Source organism: Rhodococcus pyridinivorans (assembly GCF_900105195.1).
Lineage (GTDB): Bacteria > Actinomycetota > Actinomycetes > Mycobacteriales > Mycobacteriaceae > Rhodococcus > Rhodococcus pyridinivorans.
Genome location: NZ_FNRX01000002.1, coordinates 671,932 through 683,636 on the forward strand (window position 1 = coordinate 671,932; position 11,705 = coordinate 683,636).

At 67.5% G+C, this 11,705-nt stretch carries 11 protein-coding genes; 6 read left to right on the forward strand and 5 right to left on the reverse strand.

Features of this window, described 5'->3' with window-relative positions:
• Positions 1–36 precede the first annotated feature (36 nt).
• On the forward strand, positions 37–735 hold the full coding sequence (locus tag BLV31_RS03895) for an AzlC family ABC transporter permease (protein WP_039584261.1): 699 nt from the start codon (positions 37–39) through the stop codon (positions 733–735).
• On the forward strand, positions 728–1,057 hold the full coding sequence (locus BLV31_RS03900; protein WP_006553141.1) for a branched-chain amino acid transporter permease: 330 nt from the start codon (positions 728–730) through the stop codon (positions 1,055–1,057). Before BLV31_RS03895 ends, BLV31_RS03900 begins: the two co-directional genes overlap by 8 nt.
• On the opposite strand, the gene BLV31_RS03905 is transcribed toward BLV31_RS03900, so the two are convergent.
• Both BLV31_RS03905 and aztD read right to left on the reverse strand, forming a co-directional pair.
• Positions 1,027–2,265 carry a glycosyltransferase 87 family protein gene (locus BLV31_RS03905; RefSeq protein WP_006553142.1) on the reverse strand — a complete coding sequence of 413 codons (1,239 nt, stop codon included), beginning with the start codon at positions 2,263–2,265 and terminating at the stop codon, positions 1,027–1,029. The genes BLV31_RS03900 and BLV31_RS03905 overlap by 31 nt on opposite strands.
• Before the next feature lie 232 nt (positions 2,266–2,497).
• Entirely contained in the window at positions 2,498–3,739 is a 1,242-nt protein-coding gene (gene aztD, locus BLV31_RS03910) for a zinc metallochaperone AztD (protein WP_006553143.1), read from the reverse strand.
• Between the two features lie 217 nt (positions 3,740–3,956).
• On the opposite strand from aztD, the gene BLV31_RS03915 reads away from it, so the two are divergent.
• On the forward strand, positions 3,957–5,144 hold the full coding sequence (locus tag BLV31_RS03915) for an ATP-binding protein (protein WP_006553144.1): 1,188 nt from the start codon (positions 3,957–3,959) through the stop codon (positions 5,142–5,144).
• 22 nt (positions 5,145–5,166) lie between these two features.
• On the opposite strand, the gene BLV31_RS03920 is transcribed toward BLV31_RS03915, so the two are convergent.
• Positions 5,167–5,841 carry a nitroreductase gene (locus BLV31_RS03920; protein WP_033097479.1) on the reverse strand — a complete coding sequence of 225 codons (675 nt, stop codon included), beginning with the start codon at positions 5,839–5,841 and terminating at the stop codon, positions 5,167–5,169.
• A gap of 110 nt (positions 5,842–5,951) precedes the next feature.
• Positions 5,952–6,959 carry an NAD(P)H-dependent glycerol-3-phosphate dehydrogenase gene (locus BLV31_RS03925; RefSeq protein ID WP_006553146.1) on the reverse strand — a complete coding sequence of 336 codons (1,008 nt, stop codon included), beginning with the start codon at positions 6,957–6,959 and terminating at the stop codon, positions 5,952–5,954.
• Between the two features lie 157 nt (positions 6,960–7,116).
• Here BLV31_RS03925 and BLV31_RS03930 point away from each other — a divergent pair, with 157 nt between their 5' ends.
• The 3 genes from BLV31_RS03930 to BLV31_RS03940 all read left to right on the forward strand — a co-directional run bounded on the left by BLV31_RS03930 (position 7,117) and on the right by BLV31_RS03940 (position 10,462).
• Positions 7,117–7,566, forward strand: coding sequence for a helix-turn-helix transcriptional regulator (locus BLV31_RS03930; RefSeq protein WP_026061046.1), 450 nt, complete (start codon positions 7,117–7,119; stop codon positions 7,564–7,566).
• Positions 7,567–7,571: 5 nt separating this feature from the next.
• The gene (locus tag BLV31_RS03935) at positions 7,572–7,982 is read left to right on the forward strand and encodes a VOC family protein (RefSeq protein ID WP_026061047.1); all 411 of its coding nucleotides are present in this window, start codon (positions 7,572–7,574) and stop codon (positions 7,980–7,982) included.
• A gap of 80 nt (positions 7,983–8,062) precedes the next feature.
• Positions 8,063–10,462, forward strand: coding sequence for an ATP-binding cassette domain-containing protein (locus BLV31_RS03940; protein ID WP_064061923.1), 2,400 nt, complete (start codon positions 8,063–8,065; stop codon positions 10,460–10,462).
• Here the strand turns inward: BLV31_RS03940 and BLV31_RS03945 are convergent.
• Positions 10,452–11,693, reverse strand: a complete 1,242-nt coding sequence (locus BLV31_RS03945) for a benzoate/H(+) symporter BenE family transporter (protein WP_024102367.1) — start codon at positions 11,691–11,693, stop codon at positions 10,452–10,454. The two genes, BLV31_RS03940 and BLV31_RS03945, sit on opposite strands and share 11 nt — an antisense overlap.
• Between the last annotated feature and the right edge of the window lie 12 nt (positions 11,694–11,705).

Sequence of the window (11,705 nt, forward strand, 5' to 3'; positions counted from 1 at the left end):
GCCGGGCGCCGAGACTTCCGGCCCGGCGATAGCCTGATGAGCATGCCCGACCGTCGTACCCTCGAGATCCGCGCGGGTATCAAGGACTCCTGGGCCGTCGGGCTGGGACTGATCCCGCTGGGGCTCGCGTTCGGTGTGGTTCTCACCCAGGGCGGGTTCGAATGGTGGTGGGCGCCGATCTTCTCCACCGTCATCTACGCGGGGTCGATGGAGTTCCTCGCGATCGGTCTGATCGCGGCGGTCACGCCGCTCGCCTCGGTCGCCGCGGCGACACTGCTGGTGAACTTCCGGCACGTCTTCTACGGCCTGTCGTTCCCGCTGCACCGCATCCGCAGCCGGCTCGGGCGTCTCTACGGCGTCTATGCGCTCACCGACGAGTCGTACGCGATCGTCGCCCCCAAGGCACGTGAGCCGCTCTCGGGTACCCGCATCCTCACGGTCCAGGTGCTCTGCCAGCTGATGTGGGTCGTGTCGGGCACGATCGGCGCGTTGATCGGGGCAGCGCTCCCCGACGGGCTCGCCGGACTCGAGTTTGCCCTCACGGCACTGTTCGCGGTGCTTGCGATCGATGCCTTCCGCGCCAACCGCGACGTGCCGGCGCCGGTGCTCGCGCTGGTCTGCGGTCTCGTCGCATTGCTGGTCGCGAAAAGCCAGATGCTCGTCGTCGGGCTCGGGTTGTTCGTGGTGTGCCTGTTCGTGCGTTTCGTCTACCGGAACAAGGTGGCCCGTGCCTGAGTCGGTGCCCAGCGCCGGATATGTCCTCGGCGCTCTGGCGGTGATGTTCGTCGTGACGGTCGCGTTGCGCGCGGCGCCGTTCCTCGCGTTGTCGGCGCTGAAGAACTCCGCCTTCGTCGATTTCCTGGGCCGTACGATGCCCGCGGGCGTCATGGTGATCCTGGTGATGTACACACTGCGTGACGTGGGGGAGTCGACCTGGCTACCCGCGACCGTCGGTCTCGCGGGCACGATCGCGGTGCATCTGTGGCGACGCAATGCCGCGCTGAGCACCGTTGTCGGGACGGGTCTCTATCTCGTCGCGTCGGCGTTCTGGACCTGAGCCGGCGCGGCGACGGTCTCCTCGCGCTCGACGGCGTTCTCGGCACCGGGGCGACGATGGCGCGCGGCGACCATCGCGGCGACGAAGACTGCGATCGCGGCCAGGCACTGCGAGGTCCCGAGGACTTCGAGGAGCAACTGCTCGACCCAGCCGCCGGAGGACGCCTCACGCAGCAGGTGGTTGGGTCCGATGAGGAAGACCACGGTGGCGGGCCCCAGCACGGGCCACCAGCGGCGGTAGGCCGGCGCGACGAGCAGCGGCACGAGGAACAGCGCGTACACCCAGTGGTGGGTGACGGCGATCGGAGCGGCGAGCAGCGACGCCAGGCCCACCAGGGCCACCGCGACCACGGGCTCGTCGGCACGCAGGAAGCGGTAGGCGGCCCATGCGGTACCGGCCACGACGACCAGGGCACCGGCCAGCCACAGCGCCTTGGCGGTGCCGTCGGAGAAGTCGAAACGGGCGATGAGACCGGTGAGCGCCTGGTTGCGGAAGAACGACGGGTCGCCGGCGCGGTCGGTCGCGAAGAACTCCGTGGTCCAGAAGTAGACGGTCGAATCGGGGCGCAGCCAGTAGCCGAACGCGACGGTCGCGGCAAAGGCGCTCAGCGCGCGGAATGCCGACGGCCAGTCGCGGCGCAGCAGGAAGATCAGGCCGAAGGCGGCCGGGGTCACCTTGATGGCGGCGGCCAGCGCGATGCCGACACCGCGGAAGCGCTTCGGGATCACACCGAGCAGGTCGGCGACCACCAGTGCCATGAGCACGATGTTGATCTGGCCGAACGTGAAGTTGGAGCGGAACGGCTCGAGCCACAGCACCGGTCCGAGCGACGCGGCTGCGATCAGGCTCGGCTGCGACATGTCGAGTCGCTGGTAGACGACCTCGAGCACCCACCACACGAGAGCGATGAGTCCGATCGTCCACAACACCTGCAGGGCGGTGCTGCCCACCAACGCCATCGGGGCGAAGAGGAACGCCGCGAAGGGTGGGTAGATGAACCGGAAACCGGAATGGCTGAAGAACCCCTCGGTGTACAGCGGGGTGTGGTGCAGGAAGGCCCAGCCGGCATCGCGGAAGACGTCGAGATCCATGAGGTACTCGTTCAGCGCGTCGCGCAGGTATCCCGCGACTGCCAGCGCCGAGACCGTCAGACCGATGGCGATCAACAAGGATCGAACAGGTCGGGTACGGACTTCGGTCAACAGCACGGGCGGTACCTCCCGGTAGGAAACAGGTGCGTCGCCACGTTACACAATCGTTGTCTTCGGGATCAGGCGACGAGAATATCGCCTCCCCAACCGTTTTGGTCGGGAAATCCGTTTCGCGAACTTGGGGAGTGAGGCGGATCACGTTGCGGAAAGATCTCGACCGGCCGGACGTGAGGGGAGTATTCGTCTTTCTAGCTCCACAGCTAGAAAGACGAATACTCCGGTAGCGGAGTCAGGCGACGCCGCTGATCTCGTTCGGGGTGTGCGGCAGTTCGGCAGAGCGGATCTCACCCGAGGTCACGTCCACCGCGTACAGGGAATCGGTGGCGGGATCGGTGACGAACGCCGTATCGCCCCGCACCTCGAGTGCGGGCCGAGGTGCCTGCCACTCGTCGGGCTCGGTCCACGGCTCGAGCACCTCGATCCGCCGGACGATCTCGCCGGAGTCGGGATCGATCACGTGGAGGTTGCCGTCGGTGCCGAGAACGAGTGCTTCCCCTGCCGGTCCGCGACCGAGGGAGCGGAAGGTGTAACTGGTACCGAGGTCGACGAGACGCACCGACGCCGTGCGGGTGTCCACGAGCGCGACGCGCTCGGGACGCTCGAGCTCGGCGTCGGGATCGGTCTTGTAGTCGCCGAGGACGACGGGCGAGTCCTCGCTGCCGGCCTGGTTCCCGATCCGGCCGTAGGGGTCGGGCACCGGCGCCTTCGTGAACGTTCCGTCGCGGAAGATCACCATGCCGTCCTCGCATCCGAAGGCGACGACCCCGTCGGCCGCGACCGTCTCACCGTGCACACCCGGGCACTGTTCGGTGCGCGTGATCTCGGTGCCGTTCTCGTCGAGCAGCGCCACACCGGTCCGATCCTCGGAATCGCCGAGGGTGACGAGCATGCCGCCGTCGGGCATCGGGACGGCCACGCCGTGGTGGGCCTCGGGGAGCGCGCGACTGTCGAGATCCGGCAGGTCGGTCGCCGAGGCGAGATCGGCGGGGTCGAACACGTCGATGCGTCCGGTGCCGTCGTCGAACAGGGCGGTGACCCCGGCGTGCGGCACGACGTGTCCGGGCTTCTCGGCGGCGAACGTCAGGTCGGTGAGCGTGGGTGCGCCGGTGTAGTGGTGACCGTGGTCGCCGTGGGCTTCCGTCCAGCTGCCGGTGTCGAGCACGCGGAATCCGCCTTCGGTGGAGATCAGCACGTGGCGTCCGTCGCCGGCAGGGGAGAGGCGGTTGAAACCGTCGAGTGCGAAGTCGTCGACGACGGTGAGTTCTTCTTCCTCGACGACGAGGACGCCGCCGTCGTAGGTCAGGGCGAGGCGCGGCTGCGCCGTCGCCACTTCGGAAGCGGCGGCGGAGGTCGTCGTCTCGGGGGTGTCGGCCGCAGTGGTGTCGGCCTCGGTCGTACCGCCGCAGGCGGCGGCGAAGGTCGCAGCGACGACGGTGAGGGCGGCGCCGCCGTAGCGGGAGAGCGTTGTCATGGGGAAAGAAATAGCCACTATCGAAAATGAATGTCAAAGTCTGAAATGCGCATGCGTGCATGTCGCTCCGGGCGGCCGAGGTTGCAGTTGTTGTCGAGAAATCGCCGAAATGTCGACAACAACTGCGGTTTCGAGCTCGGACATACGCGAATACGGCCGTCTACGACACGCACTAGATGAGCTCAGAATCCGACGAGTTCGCCGTTAGCATCGACGGATGGATCCTGTCCGCAACCCGTACGCCCCGGGCGCGGGACAGCGCCCGCCCGAGCTCGCCGGCCGCGAGAAGCAACTCACCGCGTTCGAGGTGGTCCTCGAACGGATCGCCCGGGAACGACCCGAACGCAGCGTCGTCCTCACCGGCCTCCGCGGTGTCGGCAAGACCGTCCTTCTCAACCATCTGCGCTCCGCCGCCATCGCGAAGAGCTGGGGCACCGGCAAGATCGAGGCCCGTCCCGATCAAGGACTGCGACGCCCCCTGTCGTCGGCGCTGCACATGGCGGTCCGCGAGATCGCCGCCGCGCATCCGGATCCGGAATCGGTGGAGTACTTCCTCGGGGTGCTCAAGTCGTTCGCGCTGCGGGCTACCGCCGACAAGGGCATGCGCGAACGCTGGCAACCCGGCATCGATGCTCCGGCCGTGAAAGGGCGGGCCGACTCGGGCGACATCGAGATCGACCTCGTCGAACTGCTTGTCGACGCAGCAGGACTCGCACGCGACGTGGGCGTGGGCATCGCGTTGTTCATCGACGAGATGCAGGACCTCGGCTCCGACGACGTCTCAGCGATCTGCGGGGCCTGCCACGAGCTGAGCCAGGACGCCGCGCCGCTCATCGTCGTCGGGGCCGGTCTGCCGCACCTGCCCGCGGTGCTGTCGGCGTCGAAGTCCTACTCCGAGCGGCTGTTCACCTACCACCGCATCGACCGGCTCGACCGTGCGGCAGCGGATCTCGCGCTCATCGCGCCTGCGGCACGAGAGGACGTCGAGTTCACGCAGGACGCCCTCGACCTGCTGTATGAAACCGCCGACGGCTACCCGTATTTCGTGCAGGCCTATGGTAAGACGACCTGGGACGTCGCAGCGGATTCGCCGATCACCGCCGACGACGTGCGGGTCGCGGCACCGACTGCGGAAGAGGAACTCGCCGTCGGCTTCTTCGGCTCCCGCTACGAACGGGCGACCCCCGCCGAACGCGAATACATGCGGGCCATGGCGGATCTGGCGGGCGACGACGGGCCTGTCGCGACCTCGAAGATCGCCGTCGAACTCGGACGGAAGCCTGCCTCCCTGTCACCTGCGCGCGACGGATTGATCAAGAAGGGCCTGATCTATTCCGCCGAGCGCGGGTTCATCGGGTTCACCGTTCCGCACTTCGGGCGGTACCTGCGCGCCCAGAACGACTGACCCGGCCGGGGCGATCGAAAGTTCAGTCGACCCACTCGACGGTCTCGTCGAGCGACGCGCGATTCGTGCGACACGCATTGGCCGGGTGCGCCTCGTCGGCGTAACCGAACGAGATGGCGCAGACGATGTCGCGGTCGTCGCCGATATTCAGTTCGCGTCGCAGCGCGGTGGCCGTCATCGCGACGGCGGCCTGCGGGACGGCGGCGATGCCGAGCGACTCGGCGGCGAGCAGCAGGGTCGAGACGTAGCCACCGCAGTCGACGGCGCCGTACACGCCGAGGGCCTTGTCGGAGGTGATGATCGCGACGTGCGGTGCGCCGAAGAAGCGGTAGTTCTCGAGCATCTGCTCGGTGCGGCGCTGGTAGTCGTCGCGGGCGATGCCCAGCGCGTTGTACAGGGCGTAGCCGGCGCCGCGGCGACGCTCGGCATAGGCGCCGCGGTATTCGGCGGGTCCCGGGATGTCGGGATCCATGTTCCCCGAGGTGGCCTGCGCGTAGACGGCGTCGCGCAGTCGGTTGGTGGCGTCGCCGCTGACGATGTGCACTTGCCAGGGTTGGGAGTTGCACCAGGACGCGGTGCGCTGACCCATCTGCAGCATGCGTTCGATGTCCTCGCGCGGGACCTGTTTCGTCAGGAAGGCGCGGCAGCTGAAACGGGTGTCGAGCAGGGACGACAGCGTGTCGGCGGCAGAAGTCATGTCACCACGATGGCACATCACTTCACCGAGCGTTCGTTCAGCCGGTCGGGAGCACACGACAGGCGACTATTCGGCTTTCTACGATCCGTCCGAGAAAGCGGTAGAGAAGGTCAGACGATGTCCCTCTCGTCGCCGGGTGTGACCCGGCGCAGCCCCCGATAGGCATCGGTGGGGGTGCTCTTCCCGGTCACCACGGCCGCGACCTCGGCGGCGATCGGCATCTCCACCCCGTACTCGCGGGCGAGTTCCATGACCGTCGGCGCGGTCTTCACCCCTTCGGCGACCTGCCCCAGCGCCTCGACGGCCTCGTCGATGCTGAGCCCGCGCGCCAGCGCCTCACCGACCCGGCGGTTCCGCGACGACGGACTCGTGCACGTCGCGATGAGATCACCCATCCCCGTGAGGCCCGCGAACGTGCGCGGATCCGCACCCATGGCCTCACCGAGACGCGTCATCTCCGCCAGCCCACGGGCGAGGACCATCGCGCGGGTGTTGTCGCCGACGCTGAGCCCTTCGGCCATGCCGGCCGCGATCGCCACGATGTTCTTGAGGATCCCGCCCAGTTCGCAGCCGAGCACGTCGGTATTGCGATAGACGCGGAACAACGACGTGGCGAACAGCGGTTGCAGCGCCGCACTCACCGCTTCGTCCTGCATCGCGACCACCGACGCGGCGGCCATGCCGTCGGCGATCTCCCCGGCGATGTTCGGACCCGCGAGCAGCCCGACGGGGTGCCCCGGAAGGCATTCGGCGATCACCTCGGTGGGCCGCAGGCGGGTGCCCGGCTCGAGGCCCTTCACCAGTGAGACGACCGGAACCCACGCGCGGATCTCGTCGACGACCTGCTCGAGTGTCTTGCGCACTGCATGCGACGGCACACCGATCACCAGGACGTCGGCTTCGCGGGCGGCCTCTTCGAGATCGGAGGTCGCGCGCAGGCCCTGCGGCAGTGGCCGTTCGCCGAGATATCGACGGTTGCGGTGCTCGGTGTCGATCTCACGCGCGATGTCGTCGTTGCGGGCCCACAACGTCGTCGGGGTGTTGCGTGCGGCCAACGACGCGATCGTGGTTCCCCACGATCCCGATCCGAGAACGACGACGCGAACCGCACGAGCCATCGGTGACCTTTCGTCCGTACGGGCAGGTATCGACAGAGTGTCAGTTTTCCGGTCACGGCGGGTCCGGTTTGTGGTCCCGGGATCCTCGCGGGGCGGATGTGCTGTGGAGGCGCACGACGACAGGATCGAGGCGGCGCATCGTGGCACGATCGGACCCGTGCCCGGTAAACCCGTCACCGATCAGCGTCTGCGCGACCTCGCGTTGCTGCGCCGCGTCCGCGACCGCATCGACCGCGAGTACGCCCAGCCCCTCGACGTCGAGGCCCTCGCCCGCGGCGTGAACATGTCGGCCGGCCATCTCAGCCGCCAGTTCAGGCTCGCGTACGGCGAGTCGCCCTATTCGTATCTCATGACCCGGCGCATCGAGCGGGCCATGACGTTGCTGCGACGCGGCGACCTCACCGTCACCGAGGTGTGCTTCGAGGTGGGCTGTTCGTCGCTCGGCACCTTCAGTACCCGGTTCACGGAACTCGTCGGCGTGCCCCCGAGCGTGTACCGCAAGCAGGCGGCCGAGGAGACGAACGGCATCCCGTCGTGCGTGGCGAAGAATGTCACCAGACCGATCAGGAATCGAGAAGCGCGGACGGGTCCGCCGGTCATACCGTGATCGGCATGGACATCACCATTCACCAGACATTCCTTCCGCACACCGATCCCGAGGCGTCCCTCGCGTTCTACCGCGACACCCTCGGCTTCGAGGTCCTCAACGATGTCGGTTACGCCGGGAAGCGCTGGATCACCCTCGGCCGCAGCGACACTCCCGGCACGTCCCTGGTGCTGTACCCGCCGGACGCCGACCCCGGCATCACGGAGGAGGAGAACGCCACCATCGCCGAGATGATGGCCAAGGGCACCTTCGCGTCGATCATCCTCGCGACGAAGGATCTCGACGGGGCGTTCGAGCAACTGCAGGCCGGCGACACCGAGATCGTTCAGGAACCCACCGACCAGCCGTACGGCGTCCGCGACTGCGCTCTCCGCGACCCCGCGGGAAACATGGTCCGCATCCAGCAATTGCGCTGACCGATCCCACGATCGGCCTTACTCTCCGATCGTCGCACCCGTTCCGCCCCGCATCCGTACGACCACTGGAGTCTTCGAATATGACCTCGACGAAGGACACACCGGCACATGCAGCGCACGTCGCCGACACCCACGATGCGATCCGGGTCCACGGAGCGCGCGTGAACAATCTCCGCGACATCAGCGTGGAGATCCCCAAGCGGCGATTGACGGTGTTCACCGGTGTCTCCGGCTCGGGCAAGAGTTCGCTGGTGTTCAGCACGATCGCCGCCGAGTCGCAGCGCCTGATCAACGAGACGTACAGCGCGTTCGTGCAGGGATTCATGCCGACCCTGGCCCGCCCGGACGTCGACGTGCTCGACGGCATCACCGCGGCGATCATCGTCGGCCAGGAACGGATGGGATCGAATCCGCGCTCGACGGTGGGCACCGCCACCGATGCCAACGCGATGCTTCGCATCCTGTTCAGCCGGGTTGCGGAGCCGCACATCGGTCCGCCCAACGCCTACTCGTTCAACGTGCCGTCGGTGCGGGCCAGTGGTGCGGTGACGGTGGAGAGGGGCGCGGGGAAGACCCAGGCCGAGAAGGTGACCTTCAACCGGCTCGGCGGCATGTGCCCGCGATGCGAGGGCAAGGGCAACATCTCCGATTTCGACCTGACCGTGCTCTACGACGACGGTCTCTCCCTCAACGAGGGCGCCCTGAAGATCCCCGGCTACAGCATGGACGGCTGGTACGGCCGGATCTACCGCGGCTGCGGCTTCTTCGATCCCGACAAGCCGATCGCGAAGTTCACCAAGCGGCAACTCCACGACCTGCTCTACAAGGAACCCACCAGGATCAAGGTGGAGGGCGTCAACGTCACCTTCGAGGGCCTGATCCCGAAGATCCAGAAGTCGTTCCTGTCCAAGGATCTCGACGCGATGCAACCGCACATCCGTGCGTTCGTCGAGAAGGCCGTCGTCTTCTCCACATGCCCGGACTGTGAAGGGACGCGTCTCGCCCCCGAGGCGCGGTCGTCGAAGATCGACGGCAGGAGCATCGCGGACGTGTGCGCGATGCAGATCAGCGATCTCGCCGAATGGGTGCGCGGACTGGATCTTCCGCAGGTTGCCCCGCTGCTGAAAAACCTTTGTCATCTGCTCGACTCCTTCGCGGACATCGGGCTGGGATATCTGTCGCTGGATCGTCCCACCGGCACCCTGTCCGGCGGAGAATCGCAGCGCATCAAGATGATCCGCCATCTCGGATCGTCGCTGACCGATATCACCTACGTCTTCGACGAACCGACGATCGGCATGCACCCGCACGACATCGCGCGGATGAACAACCTGCTGCTGCAACTGCGCGACAAGGGCAACACCGTGCTCGTCGTCGAACACAAACCCGAGGCCATCGCGATCGCCGACCACATCGTCGATCTCGGCCCGCGCGCCGGCACCGAGGGCGGACAGGTGGTCTTCGAGGGCACCGTCGACGAACTGCGGCGTGCCGACACCCTCACCGGTCGTCACCTCGACGACCGGGCGTCGCTGAAACCGACGGTGCGCACCCCGAGCGGAGCCCTGAAGGTCCGCGGCGCAGACACGCACAACCTGCAGAACGTCGACGTCGATATCCCGCTCGGCGTGCTCGTCGTGGTGACCGGCGTGGCCGGATCGGGCAAGAGTTCGCTGATCCACGGTTCGGTGGCCGACGGCGACGGCGTGGTCACGATCGACCAGAGCCCCATCAAGGGCTCGCGTCGCAGCAACCCCGCGACCTACACGGGTCTTCTCGAACCGATCCGCAAGGCGTTCGCGAAGGCCAACGGTGTCAAGCCGGCCCTGTTCAGTTCCAACTCCGAGGGCGCCTGCCCGACCTGCAACGGCGCCGGTGTCGTCTACACCGACCTCGGGGTGATGGCCACCGTCGAATCGGTGTGCGAGGACTGCGAGGGCAAGCGCTTCCAGACCGCCGTGCTCGACTACACCCTGGCGGGGAAGAACATCGCCGAGGTGCTCGCCATGTCCGTCGCGCAGGCCCAGGAGTACTTCGCCGACGGCGAGGCACGCACCCCGGCGGCGTCGAAGATCCTGCAGCGACTGTCCGACGTCGGCCTCGGCTATCTGCGGCTCGGCCAGCCCCTGACCACCCTGTCGGGCGGTGAGCGGCAGCGGCTCAAGCTCGCCACCGCGATGGCCGAGAAGGGGGAGACCTACATCCTCGACGAACCCACCACGGGCCTGCACCTCGCCGACGTCGAACAGCTGCTCGGTCTGCTCGACCGGCTCGTCGAGTCCGGCAAGTCGGTGATCGTCATCGAACACCACCAGGCCGTGATGGCCCACGCCGACTGGATCATCGACCTCGGTCCCGGCGCCGGCCACGACGGTGGACGCATCGTCTTCGAGGGCACCCCCAGCGAACTCATGGAGGAGCGGTCGACGCTCACCGGCGAGCATCTCTCCGAGTACGTCGGGGTCGGGGTCAGCGGCTGAAGTCCGGACGCTCCATCAGCCACGACACGGCCACACCCGCGACGAGCCCCCAGAACGCCGCGCCGATGTTCCAGACGGTGATGTTCGAGGCGGTGACCACGAACGCGACGAGCGCACCCATGGTGTGCTTGCTCGCGAACCCGGCCACGAAGGCGCCCTGCAACGCTTTGAGCATCGCCAGGCCGCCGAGAGTCGCGACGAACGAGGCGGGCGCGGCGATCATCCACCGGACGAACAGCGGCGCGAACAGTCCGAAGACGATCGCCAGCGTCCCGCATGTGATCGCCGCGGTGTACTGACGGGACCGTTCGCCCGACGACACGAGCAGCGCGTTGGTCGGTCCGGTCAGACAGGTCGACACGGCGCCGACGCACGCGGCAAGGAAGGACCACAGTCCGCACGCGATCGCCGAGACGTTGACGGGCGGATTGTGCCCGGCCGAGCGCAGCACCGCGATGCCTTGTCCGTTCTGCACGACCAGCACGGTGATCGCGAGCGGCACGACGAGTTCGAGGATCGCCGACCACGTGAACTGCGGGGCGGTGAACACCGGTGCGGCGAAGACCGCGCTGTCGGTCCCGGACGGTGAGAACCGGTCCGACAGCGCGACCGCGCCCACCCCGGCGAGCAGAGCGCCGAGGATGGGAGGCATCCACTTACCGAGGACTGCAACGGAACTGAGCAGGAGGAAGACGATCACCATCGGTGCGGCGATGGCGACGTCGGAACCGAGCGCCGAAACCAGATCGATGCCGAACTTCAGGAACACCCCCGCGACCATCGCCATGACGATGGGCATCGGCAACGCTTCCATCACTCGGCGCACCAGTCCCGAGGCCCCCAGCACCGTCACGAGGGCCGCTGTCACGAAAAATGCGCCGACCACCTCCGCCCAGCTCAGGTGGGTGAGCGACCCGCCGACCAGCACGGTGCCGGGGATGGTCCAGAAGAACCCGAGCGGTTGCCGGTAGGCGACGCTCATCACGATGGTGAGCAGCCCGTTGAGGGCGAACACCCCGAAGATCCACGACGCCAACTGCGGTGCGCTCAGCCCGCCCGCGGCGCCGGCGGCGAGGATCACGGCGACCGGTCCGGTGCACGAGAAGACGAGCCCGATCAAGCCGTTCGCGGCGTATCGTGGGCCGAGATCCCGGAGTATCCCGCGCGGTCCGACGACGGGACGCACGGGGCGTTCGAACAGATCGGTCTCGGCGGTGGGGCGATCGTCCACGGCGGTCAATGG